Origin of the sequence: Mesorhizobium sp. M1403 (assembly GCF_040317695.1) — a bacterium.
Lineage (GTDB): Bacteria > Pseudomonadota > Alphaproteobacteria > Rhizobiales > Rhizobiaceae > Mesorhizobium.
Genome location: NZ_JAMYKY010000019.1, coordinates 76082 through 95194, shown reverse-complemented (window position 1 = coordinate 95194; position 19113 = coordinate 76082). Strand labels below are relative to the sequence as shown.

Annotated in this window: 24 protein-coding genes; 15 read left to right on the top strand and 9 right to left on the bottom strand. The window is 61.6% G+C overall.

Translation table 11 applies throughout. The features are described from left to right. Positions 1 to 112: 112 nt before the first annotated feature. The 4 genes from NKH01_RS25530 to NKH01_RS25515 all read left to right on the top strand — a co-directional run bounded on the left by NKH01_RS25530 (position 113) and on the right by NKH01_RS25515 (position 3441). On the top strand, positions 113 to 1243 hold the full coding sequence (locus tag NKH01_RS25530; RefSeq protein WP_353022987.1) for a fatty acid desaturase family protein: 1131 nt from the start codon (positions 113 to 115) through the stop codon (positions 1241 to 1243). Between the two features lie 40 nt (positions 1244 to 1283). Continuing rightward, positions 1284 to 1598 carry a MocE family 2Fe-2S type ferredoxin gene (locus NKH01_RS25525; RefSeq protein ID WP_023718250.1) on the top strand — a complete coding sequence of 105 codons (315 nt, stop codon included), beginning with the start codon at positions 1284 to 1286 and terminating at the stop codon, positions 1596 to 1598. A gap of 2 nt (positions 1599 to 1600) precedes the next feature. Then, positions 1601 to 2830 carry an NAD(P)/FAD-dependent oxidoreductase gene (locus NKH01_RS25520; RefSeq protein WP_023718251.1) on the top strand — a complete coding sequence of 410 codons (1230 nt, stop codon included), beginning with the start codon at positions 1601 to 1603 and terminating at the stop codon, positions 2828 to 2830. Positions 2831 to 3231: 401 nt separating this feature from the next. Then, positions 3232 to 3441: a YjiS-like domain-containing protein gene (locus tag NKH01_RS25515; RefSeq protein WP_353022985.1), complete on the top strand. Its 210-nt coding sequence runs from the start codon at positions 3232 to 3234 to the stop codon at positions 3439 to 3441. A 313-nt stretch (positions 3442 to 3754) separates the two neighbouring features. On the opposite strand, the gene NKH01_RS25510 is transcribed toward NKH01_RS25515, so the two are convergent. The 9 genes from NKH01_RS25510 to hslV all read right to left on the bottom strand — a co-directional run bounded on the left by NKH01_RS25510 (position 3755) and on the right by hslV (position 11286). After that, complete coding sequence (locus tag NKH01_RS25510) at positions 3755 to 4402, bottom strand: DUF1579 family protein (protein ID WP_353005984.1); 648 nt, start codon at positions 4400 to 4402, stop codon at positions 3755 to 3757. Positions 4403 to 4512: 110 nt separating this feature from the next. Continuing rightward, the gene (locus NKH01_RS25505; RefSeq protein ID WP_353022983.1) at positions 4513 to 5256 is read right to left on the bottom strand and encodes an SDR family oxidoreductase; all 744 of its coding nucleotides are present in this window, start codon (positions 5254 to 5256) and stop codon (positions 4513 to 4515) included. Then, on the bottom strand, positions 5253 to 5618 hold the full coding sequence (locus NKH01_RS25500; RefSeq protein ID WP_353022981.1) for a putative quinol monooxygenase: 366 nt from the start codon (positions 5616 to 5618) through the stop codon (positions 5253 to 5255). Before NKH01_RS25500 ends, NKH01_RS25505 begins: the two co-directional genes overlap by 4 nt. 187 nt (positions 5619 to 5805) lie before the next feature. Beyond that, entirely contained in the window at positions 5806 to 6654 is an 849-nt protein-coding gene (locus NKH01_RS25495; protein WP_353022979.1) for an AraC family transcriptional regulator, read from the bottom strand. A gap of 485 nt (positions 6655 to 7139) precedes the next feature. Continuing rightward, on the bottom strand, positions 7140 to 8099 hold the full coding sequence (locus NKH01_RS25490; protein ID WP_023718256.1) for a DUF1402 family protein: 960 nt from the start codon (positions 8097 to 8099) through the stop codon (positions 7140 to 7142). 184 nt (positions 8100 to 8283) lie between these two features. Then, complete coding sequence (gene hslU, locus NKH01_RS25485) at positions 8284 to 9597, bottom strand: ATP-dependent protease ATPase subunit HslU (RefSeq protein WP_023718257.1); 1314 nt, start codon at positions 9595 to 9597, stop codon at positions 8284 to 8286. 4 nt (positions 9598 to 9601) lie between these two features. Continuing rightward, positions 9602 to 10198 carry a DUF2585 domain-containing protein gene (locus NKH01_RS25480; RefSeq protein WP_023718258.1) on the bottom strand — a complete coding sequence of 199 codons (597 nt, stop codon included), beginning with the start codon at positions 10196 to 10198 and terminating at the stop codon, positions 9602 to 9604. A 4-nt stretch (positions 10199 to 10202) separates the two neighbouring features. Continuing rightward, positions 10203 to 10745: a GNAT family N-acetyltransferase gene (locus tag NKH01_RS25475; RefSeq protein WP_353005982.1), complete on the bottom strand. Its 543-nt coding sequence runs from the start codon at positions 10743 to 10745 to the stop codon at positions 10203 to 10205. Beyond that, complete coding sequence (hslV, locus tag NKH01_RS25470) at positions 10735 to 11286, bottom strand: ATP-dependent protease subunit HslV (protein ID WP_023718260.1); 552 nt, start codon at positions 11284 to 11286, stop codon at positions 10735 to 10737. The genes NKH01_RS25475 and hslV overlap by 11 nt, the downstream gene beginning before the upstream one ends. A gap of 225 nt (positions 11287 to 11511) precedes the next feature. On the opposite strand from hslV, the gene hisB reads away from it, so the two are divergent. The 11 genes from hisB (at position 11512) to NKH01_RS25415 (ending at position 19106) form a co-directional block, all read left to right on the top strand. Next, positions 11512 to 12111 carry an imidazoleglycerol-phosphate dehydratase HisB gene (gene hisB, locus NKH01_RS25465; protein ID WP_023718261.1) on the top strand — a complete coding sequence of 200 codons (600 nt, stop codon included), beginning with the start codon at positions 11512 to 11514 and terminating at the stop codon, positions 12109 to 12111. Between the two features lie 4 nt (positions 12112 to 12115). Continuing rightward, complete coding sequence (locus NKH01_RS25460) at positions 12116 to 12589, top strand: DUF2628 domain-containing protein (protein WP_352484489.1); 474 nt, start codon at positions 12116 to 12118, stop codon at positions 12587 to 12589. Position 12590: 1 nt separating this feature from the next. Beyond that, positions 12591 to 13241, top strand: coding sequence for an imidazole glycerol phosphate synthase subunit HisH (gene hisH / locus NKH01_RS25455; protein ID WP_352484488.1), 651 nt, complete (start codon positions 12591 to 12593; stop codon positions 13239 to 13241). Between the two features lie 3 nt (positions 13242 to 13244). Next, positions 13245 to 13535 carry a DUF1330 domain-containing protein gene (locus NKH01_RS25450; protein ID WP_352484487.1) on the top strand — a complete coding sequence of 97 codons (291 nt, stop codon included), beginning with the start codon at positions 13245 to 13247 and terminating at the stop codon, positions 13533 to 13535. Between the two features lie 2 nt (positions 13536 to 13537). Then, complete coding sequence (hisA, locus tag NKH01_RS25445) at positions 13538 to 14287, top strand: 1-(5-phosphoribosyl)-5-[(5-phosphoribosylamino)methylideneamino]imidazole-4-carboxamide isomerase (protein WP_353022975.1); 750 nt, start codon at positions 13538 to 13540, stop codon at positions 14285 to 14287. After that, positions 14284 to 15120, top strand: coding sequence for an arginase family protein (locus NKH01_RS25440; RefSeq protein ID WP_353022973.1), 837 nt, complete (start codon positions 14284 to 14286; stop codon positions 15118 to 15120). The genes hisA and NKH01_RS25440 overlap by 4 nt, the downstream gene beginning before the upstream one ends. After that, entirely contained in the window at positions 15117 to 15911 is a 795-nt protein-coding gene (gene hisF, locus NKH01_RS25435; RefSeq protein ID WP_023718267.1) for an imidazole glycerol phosphate synthase subunit HisF, read from the top strand. Before NKH01_RS25440 ends, hisF begins: the two co-directional genes overlap by 4 nt. A gap of 36 nt (positions 15912 to 15947) precedes the next feature. Continuing rightward, entirely contained in the window at positions 15948 to 16274 is a 327-nt protein-coding gene (locus NKH01_RS25430) for a phosphoribosyl-ATP diphosphatase (protein WP_254815934.1), read from the top strand. 18 nt (positions 16275 to 16292) lie between these two features. Then, entirely contained in the window at positions 16293 to 17252 is a 960-nt protein-coding gene (gene coaA, locus NKH01_RS25425) for a type I pantothenate kinase (RefSeq protein ID WP_353022971.1), read from the top strand. 76 nt (positions 17253 to 17328) lie between these two features. Further along, positions 17329 to 18336, top strand: a complete 1008-nt coding sequence (locus NKH01_RS25420; protein ID WP_031193759.1) for a glycosyltransferase family 2 protein — start codon at positions 17329 to 17331, stop codon at positions 18334 to 18336. Then, the gene (locus NKH01_RS25415) at positions 18336 to 19106 is read left to right on the top strand and encodes a class I SAM-dependent methyltransferase (RefSeq protein WP_023718271.1); all 771 of its coding nucleotides are present in this window, start codon (positions 18336 to 18338) and stop codon (positions 19104 to 19106) included. The genes NKH01_RS25420 and NKH01_RS25415 overlap by 1 nt, the downstream gene beginning before the upstream one ends. The last annotated feature ends 7 nt before the right edge of the window (positions 19107 to 19113 follow it).

Sequence of the window (19113 nt, the reverse complement as noted above, 5' to 3'; positions counted from 1 at the left end):
GATTCTTTTAAACCATTCTGATAGAAAATGATAGAAACTATCTTTGTGATATTGAGCCTATCAGGGCCCGGCGCTATTTTGAACATGGCAGAACACAATCGAGGCCTCCGCCATGGTGGATATTGGACTCCAAACCGGGAACGTAACCTCCGCAGCGGCGTCCCGACGCGACTACAGCCTGATCGGCCGCGACGCGAAGCTTGCCGTCGAGAGCGGGCTGGCGGCGGCCGAGTGGTACCATACCGACGTGCCGCGCAAGCAGATGAAGGAACTGATGCAGCGTTCCGACGGCCCGGCGATCCGCGATACCATCATCTGGCTCGGTGCCATGATCCTCAGCGGCGCCGGCGCCGCCTGGTTCTGGGGCAGTTGGTGGTGCGTGCCGTTCTTCTTCGTCTACGGCGTCCTCTACGGTTCCTCCACCGATTCACGCTGGCACGAATGCGGCCACGGCACCGCCTTCAGGACGCAGTGGATGAACGACGTGGTCTATCAGATCGCCTGCTTCATGATCATGCGCAACCCGGTGACCTGGCGCTGGAGCCATACGCGCCACCATACCGATACCATCATCGTCGGCCGCGATCCGGAGATCTCGGTCATGCGCCCGCCCGATCTGCTGCGCGTCGTGCTCAATTTCGTCGGCATTCTCGATGCCTGGCATGCGATGAGCGACATGCTGCGCAATGCGGCCGGCATCATCAGTCCGGCCGAAAGAACCTTCATTCCCGACCAGGAGCAGCCGAAGGCAATCCGCATTGCTCGCATCTGGACGGCGATCTATGCCGCGACGGTCGCGCTGGCGCTTCTTACCGGCTCGTTCCTGCCGCTGATGCTGGTCGGGCTGCCCAGGCTTTACGGTGCCTGGCATCATGTCATGGTCGGCCTGCTGCAGCATGGCGGCCTGGCTGAAAACGTCACCGATCACCGGCTGAACAGCCGCACCGTCTACATGAACCCGATAAGCCGTTTCATCTACTGGAACATGAACTACCACGTCGAGCATCACATGTTCCCCATGGTGCCCTACCATGCGCTGCCCAGGCTGCATGAGCTGATCAAGCACGATCTGCCGGCGCCGACACCGTCCATCCTGGCCGGCTATCGCGAGATGATACCGGCTTTCCTGCGCCAGCTGCGCAATGAGGATTATTTCATCAAGCGCGAACTGCCGCCGACGGCGAGGCCCTATCGCGAGGATTTCCACAACGATAACGCTGCTGTTGCGGTGGCTGCTGAATGACAAGCCTACGCCGGGGCACCAAGAATCGGGGAAGGCGCAAATGAGCGACTGGGTCGAGGCTTGTGACGCCGAGGACATCGACGAGGAGGATGTGATGCGGTTCGACCATGGCGGTCGCACCTTCGCCATCTACCGCAGCCCCGAGGACGGGTATTTCGCCACCGACGGGCTTTGCACGCATGAGAAGGTGCATCTGGCCGACGGGCTGGTGATGGACGATATCATCGAATGCCCGAAGCATAATGGCCGCTTCAATTACAAGACTGGGGCTGCCAGGGGCGCGCCGGTCTGCGTCGATCTCAGGACCTATCCGGTCAAAGTCGACGCCGGCAAAGTCCTTGTCCGGATCGGTTGATGATGACGAAGGGAATGGTCATCATTGGCGCCGGCGAATGCGGCGGGCGCGCCGCCCTTGCGCTGCGCGAGCTCGGCTATGATGGCCCGGTGACGTTGGTCGGCGACGAGCCGCATCTGCCCTATGAGCGGCCACCGCTGTCGAAAGACGCGATGGTCGCCGACGCGCCCCTGATCAAGGCGATCGCCAGTGAGGCGGTCCTGGCCGAAAGATCGATCAGGCATATCCATTCGGTTCAGGCGATGGCGATCGACCGCGTGGCGCATGTCGTGCGCCTGTCGGACGGCTCGGTCCTGGCCTACGACAAGCTCCTGCTGGCGACAGGGTCGCTGCCGCGCAAGCTGCCGATTCCGGGCCTTGGCGGGCGCTGCGTCTATCTGCGGACCTTCAACGACGCACTGGCCATTCGCGCTCATCTCAGCGCCGGAAATCGCGTCGCCATCATCGGCGGCGGCTTCATTGGGCTCGAGCTCGCCACGGCGGCACGCAGGCTCGGCGCCACTGTTGCCGTTATCGAGGCGCAGCCGCGCATTCTGATGCGCGGCGTGCCGGCCGAGATCGCGCAGGTTATCCATCAGGCGCATGAAGCCGAAGGCGTAAAAATCCTGTGCGGCGAGGGCATCGACGCCATTGCCGATGACGGCGCCGAAGTGCGCATCGTGCTTGCCGGTGGACACGACATTGTCGCCGATCTTGCCGTGATCGGCATCGGCGCCGTGCCGGTGACCGGACTTGCCGCGGAGGCAGGGCTGACGATTGACAATGGTATCGCCGTCGACGCCGAGCTTCGCACCAGCGACCCCGACATCTTTGCCGCCGGCGATTGCTGCTCGTTTCCGCTCGCCATCTATGGCGGCCGGCGAGTGCGGCTGGAAGCCTGGCGCAATGCGCAGGAGCAGGGCGCGCTTGCGGCCAGGAACATGCTTGGCGCCGGCGAGGCCCACGCGGCGGTGCCATGGTTCTGGTCGGATCAGTACGGCCTGACCTTGCAGATCGCCGGCCTGTCGGACGAAGGCCGCAGCATTGTGCGTCGCGAGCTCGGCGACGGCGCCTTCATCCTGTTCCATCTCGCCGAGGACGGCAGGCTGGTTGCGGCAAGTGGCATCGGCCCCGGCAACGCGGTCGCCCGCGACATAAGGCTGGCCGAGATGCTGATCGCGAAAAGGGCAAAGCCGGCGCCGGAAGCGCTAGGCTCGCAAACGATCAAGCTGAAGTCGCTGCTGGCGACATGAGCCAGCGCGGGTTCCAGAGCCATTTGAAAGAACTTGCGGAGCGCTTGCCGTTCTGGTGGTGACAATCCTGCACCTGATGGCGGGAGACGACCCTGAGCGGTCGTTCCTGCCCGCGATGGAAACGTCTCATGAGGGTTGGAACGGGGTCGTTCGCGCGACTTTGCGCCGAAAGGTTGCCATGAGGCGAATGATCCGATCTCGATCCCAGATGTCAGCTAAGCGCTTGCCGTCACGACCGAGACGACCCCTTCCAGCCAACCGAGTTTCAGATGTAACCGAATTTCCTCCTTCTGAAATCTTTGCGCAACCGCGCAGCGCGACCCTCTCTCCTCAGTAGACGGGCTGACCACGGCCCGCCGCCCTGCCCGTATACGGCCGGGGCTCTGTGAAAAGAGGCTATCATGACGCCTCCAGTCCAGTGTGTTCTCCGTGTTATGCACCTGGTCATCGCCCGATCCCTTAGGGCCGCAGCGCAACGGCGTGAGCTGGCTCAACTTAGCGACCGCCAGCTACGCGATGTCGGAATCGATCCCGCATTGGCAGGCCGTGGCAAGGCGGCCGCCGTCGATAGAACCAGCCTGCTTCGACTGCCGAGCCTGTCGTCCGGCTGAGCGAGTTGATAGAAGAGCTAGCGATGGCCGGTCTCTCCACCGCGATCGGCGCAGAAGTCGGAGAGGTGTGCCTGCTCGGGGCAATGTTCGCTGGACTGATCCTCATCTCAGCTCCGAGAACGCGCTCCGTTCAGGGTCCGATCTCTGACTTGTCGGGCGCTCAGCGTCCGGTCGTCTTTCAAAGCAGTTCCAGGCGCCGAACTGGACGCTTTGAGATCGTCGGAGCTGAACTCGACCTTCCCGGCATATCCCGGCCGAGCGATGGAACCCGCGCAAGCTACTTACAACGTCCGAGCCACCCTTGAGCGATCGCTCACGCCTTCAGTCGCGTATAGACGGCGCGCGTTGCCAGTGTTTCTTGCTGTCCGGGACGCGTGAAATAGAGCTCAATGATGTGGCGATCGTTGTTCTCGATTTTGATTACAGTGCGCATGCCGACCTGCTTGCCGACCGTTTCTTCGCCCGCCACGCCCTGGTCGGTAAAGGTGCCGGACATGCTGATCGGCCTTTGATCCCCCGAATTAGGGACGCCTTTAAAATACATCATGGTTGTGTTGACAGGATCGATCGTGACCCACTCGTAACGTCCGTCCATGATGCTGTAGCCGAGCCATCCTTTGCGCCAGACCGGCGCTCCATCCAGCGTTCCCTCCATTATGTCTTCGATGTAACGGCCGCCCGCCAACCACTGACGATGGCTAATGAGATCGTCCGTCACGAGCGGCGGCTGATCGGGGCTACGGCCGAGCGTGCCGTAGAAGCTCATCTGGACGCGCCAGGTGCCGATCATTGGCGCGAGGACCTCATGCCCCGGGCCCGGCAATCCACGGCGAAGCCAATTCGGCAACTCCGACTGGGTCGGGGGCTCGGCTGCAGCCGAGCTGCCTTGAGCCAATGCGCCGAAAGGAATGGGGAGGGCGAACGCAACGACGAATAGGGCAACGTGTAGTGTCTTGATCATACTTTATCTCCAGCTCATCCCTCGCCCGGGAATTGCTATGACGCTCAGTTGGGGCAATCGTTGCGAATTTTGTCGGGTGAACTCGTGGATACTCATCTCATACCTCTCCGTCATTCGATGCTGACCAGCGTTTCACCACCGGAAACTTCGATAACGGCGCCGGTCACGAAGTCATTGGCCATCAGGAAAAGTGCGGCCTTGCCGATATCGTCGACTTTTCCGACGCGTCCTGCCGGGAAGCGCTGACGCACCAGCGCGAAAAACGCCGCGCGCTTCGCCTGCGGCATGCCGGCCCACATTTCGCTGTCTATGACGCCTGGTCGGATTGTGTTGACGCGGATCGGACCGAGTTCGAGCGCAAGGGCTCGCGTCAGCGCCTCCAGACCAGCAAAGGCGACCATCATCATCGATGCGCCCATGCGAGGCTTGGTCACCAAGCCACCGGTCGTGAATGTGATCGAACCACCTTTCGGCATCCTAGGCGCTGCGTGCCGCGCGCAAGACCAACTGCCCAAGAGCTTGCCGTGCAGAACGGCCTGCGCGTCGGCCATCGTCTGGGAGAGGAAGGGACCTCCCGGACTCGGCGGGGTCGCGGTGATAAGAAGGTGGTCGAGCGTCCCTAGTGTTTCGAACATTTGCTCGACCGCTGTATCATCGGTCATGTCCAGCGACTGGAACGTGATCGAACCGTGGACGCTTTCCTCTACAGCCATTCTCGCTGAAGGGCGCCGCCCGAGCGCAATGACCTCGGCGCCTGCTTGAGAGGCTGCGCGGGCCGCGCCCATGCCGATGCCGCTTGTCCCGCCGACGATCACGACACGCTGATTCGAAAGAGGCTGCTCGTCACCGTTCATCCTGGATCTCTGCCGCTGGCATACGGACTCAGCATCTCCAGCCACTGCGTCTCCATGTCGCCCGGTTCGAGCTCACCAGCATCTACGACGAAGCTCTGGACATAGGCTTTGCCGAAGTGGCTCTTGAGTGCATCGATACTGCGCCAGACCTCGTAGATAACGATGAGATCGGGGTCGGTCCGATCTCGATGGATGTGGAATTGAAGACAGCTGGCTTCCGATCTCGTCGCTTGGAGATCTTTAAGCATGCGGGCGACAAGCGCGGAGCCTTGGCCGGGAGTGGCGCGATGCTTAGCGATAACGCAATAGGGCGTGTCTTCGCCAGCGGTTGGTCGAGGAAGATCAGGCAACGTCAGCGCCATGTGGTACTCCTGCCGGAACGGCCGACCGAAGTGGTTGCGGCCATTGAAATTGGCAGATGCTGGTATGGCGTTGCTATGGCAGAAACGACTGAATATTTGACCGTTTGTCGCGCGTATTTTCCGTATTACACGCGGTCGCAACAGGAGCGTATCTGCGGCTGGTCGAAACAGCCTCGCATGAACCCGATCAGGATTCTGTTCCGCTCACACGCAGCCCTGAATCTCGGATAGCGCCGGGTGAGACACCCATGAAGCGTTTGAACGCCCTGCTGAAGGACGCATCGGAGTCATATCCCAACTCCGATGCGATCTGTGACTGCGACATATATCCGTTACGCAACCAGGATGCCGCCAGCCGAAGCCTCCATTGCAGGAGATAGCGGGCGGGGGATACCGACAACAGGCTCTTGAACCGCTGCGAGAACCTCGATCGCGACAGCCCGGACAATGCAGCCAGGCGATCGACTGGCCAGTCTTCCCCAGGGGAGCGATGGATTCTTGCAAGCGCCGACCCGATTTGTGGATCCTGCACGGCCGCCAGCCAACCAGTCAGGTCGTCCGAACATGTCTCGACCCAGGTTCTGATTACTTGCGTCATGACAATATCGGCGAGGCGCGCCATTATCGTTGCAGAGCCGATTCTTTGCGCTTCAGCCTCGCGCGCCATCATCGCAATGAGGCTTGGTAGGTCAGTATCGCCATGCTCGGCATGCCGGATGTGCATCACAGAAGGTAGCAGTTCCAGCAGCGGATTTGCTGTCGGGCCCTCAAAGCCGATCGTACAGCATGCGATCAACAATCGCGCGCCGCCGCCGCCAGACTTCAACTCGTAAGTTCCGTTCCCGATCAACGCGGGTTTGACATCGGCGAGCGGCAAGGTTCGCCGTTTTGGCCGATCGGACATCGTGTGCTCTGTTCCGTGGGGAAGAAGAAGCACATCGCCGTTTTCGAGCAGCAGCGGCGGCAAGCCCTTGGCTTGTATCCAGCAATGACCTTCGCGCATCGCATGAAAACGTACACCCTCCCTGAACGGCACGGCGATGCCCAGGGCGCCGTCAACTCGCTGCGGCCATATCTCGCATGGGCAAGGCGTAGATCGCGCAGCACCTCGCTCAACAAATCATTCTCGGCCGGCTGGTAGCTCATCGTTGCACGCCCTAGACCGGGCCGATCAATGGACCTAAGCGGATCACTCATCTGCACTCCTTTGCCCCAACTTCGCATACGCTTATGCATCCCGTTACCTCTCTTAGTGGGCAACCGAAGGGAGACCTATTGCGGATCCAGATTCCGCAAGAGATCTGACAAAGGAAATGGGATTCTGCTGGCGGCGTTCGCTTAGGGATGCGCCGGACTTTTTTCAACAATATCCGCCCCTTGCTGCCCATCAGGTCGCGCGCGCGACCCAAAAGCTGTTCCCCAGCCGGGGGCGATCCCTTCAAAAGATCGACGGGTTCGAAGCCACAGAGTTCAAGCAGATAGGCGATTTCCTGGCGCAGGCTCCACCGCAGACCTTCACTGCTAAAACAGCGCCTTCAGCTCCGGCAATTTGTCGTTGACCAGCCAGCCATAGTAATTTTCCTCAGGCAGCTTTTCCGGCTCGCCCGCAGCGCGGCGCTTGTCGTTCTCCGCCTTCAGCGCATAGGCACGCTGTTCCGGATTGCCGACATTGTAGAGGGTCGACGTGATGCCGGGATTGCCTGAGATGTCGAAGCCGGCAATGCTTTTATAGGCGTCGATCGACTTTCGGATCGTTGCCGCGACATAAGGCAGGGTCAGGTCAGGATCCATGATGGTCTTGTAGACCGCGTTCGGGTCGCCGACGTCGAGCTCCGGCAGGCCGGAAACCTTGTGCACGAGATCGCTCATCTGCAGTGCCGTCAGCGGATTGAGCTGGCCAAGACCAAAAGTCTGGCCGGCATAATAGGGCTGGAAGAAAGTCGCGCCGAAGCGGTCGTTGGGAAAGCTCTCGCCGTTGACGGTCTTGCCGCGGAACGACCGGTTCCACACCTGCTCGCGGCATTCCCAGAGTTCGTAACTGTCCGATTTGCCCGCGCACTTGGCAAATTGCGGCCGTTGCACGAAATCGGTGATGTCTTCGCCTTCATAGGCGAAGGAGAGTTTGCTCGACAGATACGAGATCGCCTTGACGTAGTAGGTCTGCAGCCGGTCGTAGGCATCGACATTGTAGGTGTGCTCGCCGACGATGGCGCCGACGATATGCATCGGGTCGATGCCATAGGCCGCGGCTGCCTGCATGATCTTGCCACGCAGCTCGGCATCGTTCTGGAGCAGCGCAAACACTTTGCGGTATTTCGCCTGGAAGGTGGTGTTGGTCGCCTGGGTGCGCCGGCTGGATGCGCCCGGTATGTCGGGCTGCTCGGTGTTGCGGTTGCCGGGCGGCACCATGGTTGCCGCTTGCGCGGCGAACATGGCTGCCGCCAGCGTCAGCCCGAGAATGACGAGGATCAGTTTTTTCATGCGCCGCCGCCCAAATAGTCGCCGGGCAAACTAGGTAATGCTCCAACGGGAGTCGAGAGACGCCTGCACCCGACGGGACGAAAGCTCGCCGGATGCTTCCATTTGGCCACACATCGGAAATGCCGGGCTGAATTTGGCGGAGACCGGGAGCAATTCCCCGGCCTCTTTGAGGATGAAGCGTCTCCTACAGGATGAAACGCGACAAATCCGTGTTTCTGGAGAGGTCGCCGACATGCTTCTCCACATAGGCGGCATCGACGGTCACGGAGGTGCCGTTGCGGTCCGGTGCGTCATAGGAGATCTCGTCCAGCACCCGTTCCATCACCGTCTGCAGCCGCCTGGCGCCGATGTTCTCGACGCTGGCGTTGAGGTCAACAGCGATGCCGGCCAACGAGTCGATCGCGTCATCGGTGAAGACCAGGTCGACTCCCTCGGTCTTCATCAGTGCGATATACTGCTTGATCAGGCTGGCTTCGGTCTCGGTGAGGATGCGGACGAAATCGTCCTTCTCCAGCGCCCGCAGCTCGACACGGATCGGCAGGCGGCCCTGCAATTCCGGCAGCAAGTCGGATGGCTTGGCGACGTGGAACGCACCTGAAGCGATGAACAGGATGTGGTCGGTCTTCACCGGTCCGTATTTGGTCGCAACCGTGGTGCCTTCGACCAGCGGCAGCAGGTCGCGCTGCACGCCCTCGCGCGAAACACCGGCACCGATGCCGCCTTCGCGCGAGGCGATCTTGTCGATCTCGTCGAGGAAGACAATGCCGTCATTCTCGGTCGATTCGAGTGCCCTGCGCACCACCTCGTCCTGGTCGAGCAACTTGTCGGACTCGTCGCTGATCAACAGCCCGTAGGACTCTTTAACGGTCGTCTTGCGCATCTTGGTTTTCTTGCCGCCCATCGCTTTCGACAGCATGTCGTTGATGTTGAGCACGCCGATATTGGCGCCCGGCATGCCGGGGATCTCGAAGCCGGGCATGCCGCCATTGCCGGTATCGGCCACTTCGATCTCGATCTCCTTGTCGTCAAGCTCGCCGTCGCGCAGCTTCTTGCGGAAACTGTCACGGGTGGCCGGACTCGCCGTCTTGCCGACGAGCGCTTCAAGCACCCTTTCCTCGGCGTTGATGTGGGCACGCGCCTCGACGTCCTCACGCATCTTCTCGCGCACCAGCCCGATGGCGATCTCGACCAGATCGCGGATGATCTGCTCGACATCGCGGCCGACATAGCCGACCTCCGTAAACTTGGTGGCTTCGACCTTGACGAAAGGCGCACCGGCAAGGCGCGCCAAGCGGCGAGAAATCTCGGTCTTGCCGACACCGGTCGGGCCGATCATCAGGATGTTCTTCGGCATCACCTCTTCGCGCATCTGGCCCTCGAGCTGCTGGCGGCGCCAGCGGTTGCGCAAGGCAATCGCCACGGCACGCTTGGCGTCTTTCTGGCCGATGATGAAGCGGTCGAGTTCCGAAACGATTTCGCGGGGAGAGAAGGTGCTCATGTCACTAAATTCCACTTTGCCACTGCCGAATGGACTCGAACGGATGCAGCAGCATGATCACGTTGAGTGTCAGATTGTCCCGGATGAGATAGCCGACACCGAATTCGAAGATGAGGGCGAGGGTTACGATCACCCATATAGGAAGCCTTCGCGCCATGACAAACCCCAGCACCATGGCCAGCGTGTCCGACACCGAATTGATGACGCTGTCGCCATAATAGTCGAGCGAGATCGTGCCGGCGCGATAGCGATCGATGATGAAAGGGCTGTTCTCAAGCAGCTCCCAGCCGCCCTCTATCACCACCGCAAAGGCCAGCCTGAGCCCGATCGGCGAGCGCGGGAAAAGAAACCACGCCAGCGCATAGAACAGGAAGCCGTGAATGATGTGCGAGAAGCTGTACCAGTCGGAGATATGCTGGGAATTCTCGGAGCTCTGCACGATGCCGTGCCACAGCTTGACGTAGCCGCAGGTGCAAATCGGCGTCCGCCCCATGCCGTAGAGGACCCCTGCCTGGAATATGACCAGACCGAGAACCAACAGAAGCCCCATTCGCCAACTGTCTTCGTAGGCCGAGACGGTTTTGTCGCTGGATACGCTCATGCTGCTATTGCCCCTCTTCTGCGTCACCCTGTTCGGCATCACCCTCTGGGGCATCAATCGCCATCAGCACGGCATCGCCATATTCCGACTTCCTGCGATCGATAGCCCTGAAACCGGCTTTTTCATAGGCACGGATAGCCCGTGCATTGGCCGGGTCCGGGTCGATGATGACGCGCGGCGCACCTTCCTCGAAAAGCTGCTCGACGAACTGCCGGACGATCGCCGAGCCGTGGCCGGTCCCGACAAGCTCCGGCACGCCGATCGACAGATCGATGCCGAGCGTGCCGAACGGCTGGTCGCTATAGGGATGACCGTCCTCCAGATGCGGATCGTAGCTCTGCAAATAGCCGATGGGTTTGCCGTCGAGCTCGATAATCAGCGGCTCGACCGAAATGCTGTCGATATGCTCGCGGATCTCCGCGATCTCGGTCTCTGGGTCGTTCCACCATTCGGCGACATGCGGCTCGGCAAGCCAGCCGGCGATCATCGGCAGGTCCCTCTCGGTCACCGGCCGAAAACCGTAGCGGAGACTCCGCTCAGGCGGCATCGAGGGTTTCGACGACGAAGCTGTTGTTGGTGTAGACGCAAATGTCGGACGCGATCTGCATCGCCTTGCGGGCGATCTCCTCGGCGTCTTTATCGGTATCCATCAGGGCGCGGGCCGCGGCCAGCGCGTAGTTGCCGCCGGAGCCGATGGCCATCACGCCAAATTCGGGCTCCAGCACGTCGCCGGTGCCGGTCAGCGCCAGCGACACCGACCTGTCGGCCACCAGCATCATTGCTTCCAGCCGGCGCAAATAGCGGTCGGTGCGCCAGTCCTTGGCGAGCTCGACGCAGGCGCGTGTCAGCTGGTCGGGATATTGTTCGAGCTTGGCTTCGAGCCGCTCCAGCAGCGTGAAGGCATCGGCGGTGGCGCCGGCGAAGCCGGCAATGACGTTGCCGCCCTTGCCGATGCGGCGCACCTTCTTGGCGTTGCCCTTCATGATGGTCTGGCCGAGGCTGACCTGGCCGTCGCCGGCGATCACCACTTTGCCGCCCTTGCGCACGGTTAGGATGGTCGTGGCATGCATGGTCAGTTCATTAGACATTTTCTGCTCCGGTCAGCACCGATCCCATCAAGGCGATTGGCGCGTTACGAGTGACTTGATCGGCCATATGTATGCATAGGCCAGACGATTGCAAACCGGCCATCCACCGGGCCGGATAGTGCTCCGCAGCGGTAACTGGCAATCGCCGGATCATGCTGCTAGAAGGCTTTCGTTTTCAGGCATGTGAACGCCTGAATCGTGCAAATCTGAGACAAGGATGAGGTCATGGTGCCCCGTTCCGCCGAGATAAGCCGCAAGACCAAGGAAACCGACATCTCCGTGTCGGTTCAGGTCGACGGCTCGGGCAAATCCGACATTTCGACGGGCGTCGGCTTCTTCGACCATATGCTGGACCAGTTATCGCGCCATTCGCTGATCGACATGACGGTGAAGGCCAAGGGCGACCTGCACATAGACGACCACCACACGGTCGAGGATACTGGTATCGCGCTTGGGCAGGCGCTGGCCAAGGCATTGGGCGAGCGGCGCGGCATCATGCGCTATGCTTCGATCGATCTCGCCATGGACGAGACGCTGACGCGGGCGGCGATCGACGTCTCCGGCCGGCCTTTTCTGGTCTGGAATGTTTCGTTCTCATCGCCGAAGATCGGTACGTTCGACACCGAGCTGGTGCGCGAATTCTTCCATGCGCTGGCGCAGAATGCCGGCATCACGCTGCATGTCACCAATCATTACGGCGCCAACAACCACCACATTGCCGAGACCTGCTTCAAGGCCGTGGCGCGTGCGCTGCGTTCGGCGCTCGAGCGCGACCCGCGCCAGCCGGACGCGGTTCCCTCCACCAAGGGATCCCTGAAAGGGTAGCGCCATGGCCATCTATGTCGCGATGGAACCGCCAGGCCGCAGCGAAAGGGTGGACACCACCTTTGTCCGTGACGGCTTTGCCTGGCTCGGCTTCCTATTGCCGCCGCTGTGGCTGGCCTGGCACCGGCTGTGGGTCGAGGCGGCATTGGCCTTTGTCGCCATGGGCCTGCTTTCGATGCTGGGCGAAAGCCTGGGCCTGGAAAGCGCAGGCTCGCTTTTGTCCCTCCTTGTCATGCTCTTTGTCGGACTGGAAGGGCAGGCCCTGCGGATCGCAGCACTGCGCCGCCGTGGCTGGCGTGAATGGGGTGTCGTCGAGGCCGACAGGCTCGACGATGCCGACATTCGCTATGCGTTGGAAACCGATGCGGATTCGAATGCACGGTCCCCCGCACAGCGCATCGTCCCGGACGCAGCACTTGCCCGGCCGACGCCGATGGGCATGGCACTGGGGCTGACCCATATTCCGGGAAAGCGCTGAGATGCGGGTCGCGATCATCGATTACGGGTCGGGCAATCTGCGCTCGGCCACCAAGGCCTTCGAGCGTGCCGCTCATGAAGCCGGCATTGCCGCCGCGATTGAACTCACAGCCGATGCCGAGCGGGTCAGGACCGCCGACCGCATCGTCCTGCCCGGCGTTGGCGCCTATGCCGATTGCGCCGCTGGACTGCGCGCTGTGGCCGGCATGTGGGAAGCGGTCGAGGAGGTCGCGATCGTCAAGGGACGGCCGTTCCTAGGCATCTGCGTCGGCATGCAGCTGATGTCGGAGCGAGGCTTGGAGAAAACGGTTACGAAAGGGTTTGGCTGGATCGCCGGCGACGTCAAGGAGATCACGCCGGCCGATCCGACACTGAAGATCCCGCAGATCGGCTGGAACACGATTGACCTGAAGCGCAAGCATCCGCTGTTTTCCGGCATTGCGACGGGCGGGAAGGGGCTGCACGCCTACTTCGTCCACTCCTACCATCTCGATGCACGGAAGGAGGACGAGGTGCTGGCGGTCGCCGACTACGGTGGCCCGGTGACGGCCGCTGTCGCCCGCGGCAATCTTGCCGGAACGCAATTCCACCCCGAGAAGAGCCAGGCGCTCGGCCTCGCTTTGATCACCAACTTCCTGCAATGGAGGCCCTAGGTCATGAGCAAGAAGGGCTATTGGATGGCGATGGTCGATGTCCGCGACCCCGAGGTCTACAAGCAGTACATCGAGGCCAATGCCGCGGCTTTTGCGAAATACGGCGCGAAGTTTCCCGTGCGCGCCGGACGGTATACCAGCCCGGAAGGGCCGACAGGCAATCGCCACGTGCTGGTGGAATTCGAATCCTACGAGACGGCGATCGCCTGCTACGGCTCGCCCGAATACCAGGAGGCCTTGAAGTACAGGCTCGCCGGCTCGACCGGCCACTTTGTCATCGTCGAAGGCGCCTGAAGGTGATCCTGTTTCCGGCGATAGACCTCAAGGACGGCAAATGCGTGCGCCTCAAGCATGGCGACATGGCGACCGCGACGGTCTACAATGAAGATCCCGCCGCTCAGGCGCGCGCCTTCGAAGAGCAGGGCTTCGAATGGCTGCACGTCGTCGACCTCAACGGCGCCTTCAAGGGCCAGAGCGTCAACAGCGCGGCAGTCGGCGCCATCCTCAAGGCGACGAACAACCCGGTGCAGCTCGGCGGCGGCATCCGCACCCTGGCGCAGATCGAGGACTGGCTCGACCGTGGGCTGGCCCGCGTCATTCTTGGCACCGTGGCGGTGCGCGATCCGGATCTGGTCAGGCAGGCTTGCAAGGCGTTCCCGGGCAAGATCGCCGTCGGCATCGACGCCAAGGGCGGCAAGGTCGCGGTCGAAGGCTGGGCGGAGGCCTCGAGCCTCGGCGTCATCGAACTGGCGAGGAAATTCGAGGGCGCCGGCGTTGCTGCCATCATCTACACCGACATTGATCGAGACGGGGTGCTGACCGGCATCAACTGGGACGCCACCATCGATCTCGCCGAGGCGGTTTCGATCCCGGTCATCGCCTCGGGCGGGCTCGCCTCGATCGCCGACATTGTGCGCATGACCATGCCCGATGCGCGGAAGCTCGAAGGCGCGATCTCCGGCCGCGCGCTCTACGACGGCCGCATCGACCCGGCCGAGGCACTGGCGATCCTGCGTGGCAAACCGATGGCAGGGGCGTCATCATGAAAGTCTCGATTATCCTCGCCCCCTATGACAGCGGGCACCATCATGAAGGGTGCGGCCAGGGGCCGGACGCCATCATCGGCGGTGGGCTCGTCGAAGCTCTGACCGTGGCCGGCCATGACGTCGCCGTCGAAGATATCGGCAAGGTGGGAGACGAGCAGGGGCGCGAAATCGCAACCGGCTTCGCCGTCTGCAACGCCGTCGCGGCCAAGGTCGGCCTCGCCCGCGACGGAGGAGGCTTCCCCATTGTCCTTGCTGGAAATTGCCTGACCGCCGCCGGTGCGGTTGCCGGTGAAGACGCGGATTCGATTATCTGGATCGATCAGCATGGCGATCTCAACACGCCAGAGACGTCCGCCTACGGCTTTCTCGACGGCATGGCGCTGGCGGCGACACTCGGGCTCTGCTGGCGTCCGATGGCGGCAGCAATTCCGGGATTCCGGCCGATGGACCCGGCGCACTGCATGCTGGTCGATGCCCGCGACCTCGATCCCGACGAAAAGCGCCTGCTGGAAACTTTGCCGATCGTGCGCGCCGAATGTGCCGGTGCGCTCGATATGGTGGGAAAGCTCACAGCGGCAGGGGCTGTTCGGGGACATCTGCATCTGGACCTGGATGTCCTCGATCCGGATGTGCTGCAGGTGAACCGCTACACGCATCCGGGCGGTCCGAGTCCGGAACAGCTGCGGCAGCTTGCCTGCGGGCTGGCCAGATCCATCCCGATCGTGGGCGTGACGCTCTCGGCCTACGATCCGGCCTTTGATTCCCAGTCCGAGGTTCCGTCCGTCGTCGGCCAGCTGCTTGTCGACTTTCTTGTGGCGATCGAGAGGATCTGATGCTGAAAGCCCGCGTCATCCCCTGTCTCGACGTCAAGAACGGTCGCGTCGTCAAGGGCGTCAATTTCGTCGACCTGGTCGATGCCGGCGATCCCGTCGAAGCGGCAAAAGCCTATGACGCGGCCGGCGCCGACGAGCTCTGCTTTCTCGACATCACCGCCTCGTCGGAAAACCGCGAGACCATCTTCGATGTCATTACCCGAACGGCCGAACAATGTTTCATGCCGCTGACTGTCGGTGGTGGCGTCCGCCAGGTCGCCGACATCAGGAAGCTGCTTCTGGCCGGCGCCGACAAGGTGTCGATCAATACGGCGGCGGTGAAAACCCCAAATTTTGTCGCCGAGGCTGCCGACAAGTTTGGCAACCAGTGCATCGTCGTCGCCATCGACGCCAAGAAAGTGTCCGCTGCGGGCGAGGCTGATCGCTGGGAGATCTTCACCCATGGCGGCCGCGAGAAGACCGGCATCGATGCCGTCGAGTTCGCTCGGCGGATCGTCGATCTCGGCGCCGGCGAGATCCTGTTGACGTCGATGGACCGCGACGGCACCAAGGCCGGCTACGACATAGCGCTTACCCGCGCGGTCGCCGACGCCGTACGCGTGCCGGTCATCGCTTCCGGTGGCGTCGGCACGCTCGATCACATGGTCGAAGGCATTCGCGACGGCCATGCGGGCGCGGTGCTGGCAGCCTCGATCTTCCATTTCGGCACCTACAGCATCGCCGAAGCCAAGATGCATATGGCTCAGGCCGGACTGCCGATGCGGCTGGACTCGCCGGGTAATCGGTCCTAGAGCCTTTCCGGCTAAGAAGAGGCTGTAAACGCCGTTATGACCGAGTTCTCACTCTCCGATCTGGAGAAGATCATTGGCGAACGCGCACGTTCCGGCGATCCGGATTCGTGGACGGCCAAGCTCTTTCAGCGCGGCATGAGCAAGGCAGCGCAGAAACTCGGCGAAGAGGCGGTCGAAACGGTGATCGCAGCCGTCAGCGCCGACCGGGACGCGCTTGTTTCGGAAAGCGCCGATCTCATCTATCATTGGCTTGTCGTTCTCGGCATAGCGGACATTCCGCTGAGCGATGTGCTCAACGAGCTTGAACGCCGCACCGGTCGTTCGGGCATCGCCGAAAAGGCGTCTCGGCTGGACCGGGGCTGATCGCTGCGGAGGAACTCGATGGACCAGCTCGCTCCTACCGAGAAGTATTCACCCTATCGGTTCTTCTCGGCGGAGCAATGGTCGCGGTTCCGCGCCGATACGCCGATGACGCTCACCGAGGACGAGGTCCGTCGTCTGCGGTCGCTGAACGATCCGGTCGATCTCCACGAGGTCGAGCGCATCTACCTTTCGATGTCGCGGCTGTTGTCGGCCCATGTCGAAGCCAGTCAACTCCTGTTCAGGCAACGCCAGGTTTTTTTCAACGCGCTGGACGTGGCCAAGACACCGTTCATCATCGGCATTGCCGGTTCCGTGGCGGTTGGCAAATCGACCACGGCGCGCGTGCTAAAGGAGCTGCTGGCGCGCTGGACGTCGAGTCCCAAGGTCGATCTGGTCACCACCGACGGTTTCCTGCTGCCGAACGAAGTCCTGCGCCGCAACAATCTGATGGAGCGCAAGGGCTTTCCCGACAGCTACGACGTCGGCGCGCTGCTGCGTTTCCTGTCCGGCATCAAATCGGCGCAGCGCAACGTCCGCGCGCCGGTCTATTCGCACCTGACCTATGACGTTATCCCGGGCGAGTTCCAGACCATCGACAGGCCGGACATCCTGATCTTCGAGGGCATCAATGTCCTGCAACCTGGCAAGCTGCCGAAGGACGGCAAGATCGTGCCTTTCCTGTCAGATTTCTTCGACTTCGCCATCTATATCGATGCCGAGGAGGCGCTTATCCATCACTGGTATATCGCCCGCTTCATGCGGCTGCGCGAAACCGCCTTCCGCGACCCAGCCTCCTTCTTCCACCGCTATTCGCAACTTTCCGAGGATGCGGCCCGCGCCATCGCCGAGGGCCTGTGGACCAACATCAACCTGAAGAACTTGCGCGAGAATATATTGCCGACCCGCGCCCGCGCCGATCTCATCCTGCGCAAGGGCGCCAATCATCTGGTCGAGGAAGTGGCGCTCCGAAAACTGTGAAATCCCGATTCATTCCTTAAAGTCATCTTAACCCCGTCTTCCTATTGTCAGGCCTGATCTGCGGGCTCGGCAAACAATGAATGCGCCATTCCTAAATATTGATCGGCCGGCAGCGGACCGCGTCGCACATCCGGGCAGCGGCGCCGCCACGATTGCCCTGATCGTGCCGGTCCACAATGAGGAAGGCGCGATTGCCCCGTTCCTGAAGGCGGTGTGCGAAAGCACCGCTCCGCTGAAGGACAATGGCGTTGCCCTCGAGTTCATCTTCGTCAACGACGGCAGCAGCGATACGACGCTCGAAAAGCTGATCGAAGCCCAACAAGCAGACCCTCGCATCCACATAATCGACCTTTCACGCAATTTCGGCAAGGAAGCCGCGATGACCGCGGGCCTCGACAGCTGCGATGCCGATGCCGCGATCCCGATGGACGTCGATATGCAGGATCCGCCGCATGTCATCCCGTTGCTTGTGGAAAAGTGGCGCGAGGGGTTCGAGGTTGTTCTTGCCAAGCGAGCCAACCGGTCGAGCGACAGCTTTCTCAAGCAGCGCTCCGCCTCGATGTTCTACCGCGTTCACAACTGGATCGCGCAGCAGAAGATCCCGCACGATGTCGGCGACTTCCGTTTGATCGACCGTCAGGTCATCCAGGCGCTGCGGTCTTTGCCCGAACGCCGTCGTTTCATGAAGGGCCTGTTCGCCTGGGTCGGGTTCCGCACCGCAAGCGTCGAATATGTCCGCGATCAGCGGATCGCCGGCCAGTCGAAATTCTCCGGCTGGAAGCTGTGGAACTTCGCGCTCGAAGGCATCACCAGCTTCTCCACCGCTCCGCTTGAAATCTGGACCTATGTCGGCGCGACGATTTCCGCGCTGTCGTTCCTCTACGGCCTGCTGATCGTCGCCAAGACAATGATCTTTGGCGTTGATGTGCCCGGCTACGCCTCGCTGCTGGTCAGCGTTCTTTTTCTTGGCGGCATCCAGTTGCTCGGCATCGGCATCATCGGACAATACCTCGGCAGGGTCTACGCCGAGATCAAGCAGCGTCCGATCTACATTGTGCGCCGCAAATATGAGGGAATGAGCTAATGGAGCTCGACGCCTACCGACAGATGGCCGCCACCGAAGACGAGCATTGGTGGTTCTGCGGGCGTCGCGCCATCGCAGAGGCGGTCATTCGCAGCATCGACCTGCCCGAAAAGGCGCGCATCGTCGAGATCGGCGCCGGCACCGGCGGCAACATCCGGATGCTGGAGCAGTTCGGCACCGTGACGGCAGTCGAGATGAGCGATCTCGCACGCAGGATTGCCTGGGAAAAGACCGGCCGCGACTTCCTTGCCGGACATCTGCCGGACAACATTCCTGTCACGCCGCAAAGCTGCGACCTGGTTTGCCTGTTCGACGTGCTGGAACATGTCGCCGAAGACGAGGCATCGCTTGCCGCGATCCGCCAGATGCTGAAACCAGCCGGCAGCGTCATCCTTACGGTGCCCGCACACCAATGGTTGTGGAGCACGCATGATGTGGGGCTGCATCATATGCGGCGCTATTCACGCAATCTGCTGCGTGAACGAATTGAAAGGGCTGGTTTCAGGATCGACCGGCTGAGCTACACAAATGCCGCACTCTTTCCTGTAGCGGCACTGGCACGGCTGGTGGATAGGTTGCGCAAGCCCGCCTTGCCAGCCGGCCATGCAACGCCGTCGAAACCACTGAATGCGGCGATGAAGGCAGTGTTTTCGGCGGAAGGCCGCATCATACCAAATGCAAGCCTGCCCTTCGGTGTTTCGCTGCTGGCGGTATTCCGCAAGGACGACGCCGTCGAAACCGGTCGCCTCGACGAGAAATTGGCAGCTTGACCGCGCA

What these genes read in the sequence shown, in the direction of transcription:
- NKH01_RS25480 (WP_023718258.1), bottom strand. Translation starts at nt 10,198, where the DNA reads ATGAGCGTATCCAGCGACAAAACCGTCTCGGCCTACGAAGACAGTTGG.
- NKH01_RS25515 (WP_353022985.1), top strand. Translation starts at nt 3,232, where the DNA reads ATGACGCCTCCAGTCCAGTGTGTTCTCCGTGTTATGCACCTGGTCATC.
- NKH01_RS25415 (WP_023718271.1), top strand. Translation starts at nt 18,336, where the DNA reads ATGGAGCTCGACGCCTACCGACAGATGGCCGCCACCGAAGACGAGCAT.
- NKH01_RS25440 (WP_353022973.1), top strand. Translation starts at nt 14,284, where the DNA reads ATGAAAGTCTCGATTATCCTCGCCCCCTATGACAGCGGGCACCATCAT.
- NKH01_RS25505 (WP_353022983.1), bottom strand. Translation starts at nt 5,256, where the DNA reads ATGAACGGTGACGAGCAGCCTCTTTCGAATCAGCGTGTCGTGATCGTC.
- NKH01_RS25475 (WP_353005982.1), bottom strand. Translation starts at nt 10,745, where the DNA reads ATGCCGCCTGAGCGGAGTCTCCGCTACGGTTTTCGGCCGGTGACCGAG.
- NKH01_RS25500 (WP_353022981.1), bottom strand. Translation starts at nt 5,618, where the DNA reads ATGGCGCTGACGTTGCCTGATCTTCCTCGACCAACCGCTGGCGAAGAC.
- hslV (WP_023718260.1), bottom strand. Translation starts at nt 11,286, where the DNA reads ATGTCTAATGAACTGACCATGCATGCCACGACCATCCTAACCGTGCGC.
- NKH01_RS25430 (WP_254815934.1), top strand. Translation starts at nt 15,948, where the DNA reads ATGACCGAGTTCTCACTCTCCGATCTGGAGAAGATCATTGGCGAACGC.
- hslU (WP_023718257.1), bottom strand. Translation starts at nt 9,597, where the DNA reads ATGAGCACCTTCTCTCCCCGCGAAATCGTTTCGGAACTCGACCGCTTC.
- coaA (WP_353022971.1), top strand. Translation starts at nt 16,293, where the DNA reads ATGGACCAGCTCGCTCCTACCGAGAAGTATTCACCCTATCGGTTCTTC.
- NKH01_RS25490 (WP_023718256.1), bottom strand. Translation starts at nt 8,099, where the DNA reads ATGAAAAAACTGATCCTCGTCATTCTCGGGCTGACGCTGGCGGCAGCC.
- hisB (WP_023718261.1), top strand. Translation starts at nt 11,512, where the DNA reads ATGGTGCCCCGTTCCGCCGAGATAAGCCGCAAGACCAAGGAAACCGAC.
- NKH01_RS25525 (WP_023718250.1), top strand. Translation starts at nt 1,284, where the DNA reads ATGAGCGACTGGGTCGAGGCTTGTGACGCCGAGGACATCGACGAGGAG.
- NKH01_RS25450 (WP_352484487.1), top strand. Translation starts at nt 13,245, where the DNA reads ATGAGCAAGAAGGGCTATTGGATGGCGATGGTCGATGTCCGCGACCCC.
- NKH01_RS25460 (WP_352484489.1), top strand. Translation starts at nt 12,116, where the DNA reads ATGGCCATCTATGTCGCGATGGAACCGCCAGGCCGCAGCGAAAGGGTG.
- hisH (WP_352484488.1), top strand. Translation starts at nt 12,591, where the DNA reads ATGCGGGTCGCGATCATCGATTACGGGTCGGGCAATCTGCGCTCGGCC.
- NKH01_RS25420 (WP_031193759.1), top strand. Translation starts at nt 17,329, where the DNA reads ATGAATGCGCCATTCCTAAATATTGATCGGCCGGCAGCGGACCGCGTC.
- NKH01_RS25520 (WP_023718251.1), top strand. Translation starts at nt 1,601, where the DNA reads ATGACGAAGGGAATGGTCATCATTGGCGCCGGCGAATGCGGCGGGCGC.
- NKH01_RS25530 (WP_353022987.1), top strand. Translation starts at nt 113, where the DNA reads ATGGTGGATATTGGACTCCAAACCGGGAACGTAACCTCCGCAGCGGCG.
- NKH01_RS25510 (WP_353005984.1), bottom strand. Translation starts at nt 4,402, where the DNA reads ATGATCAAGACACTACACGTTGCCCTATTCGTCGTTGCGTTCGCCCTC.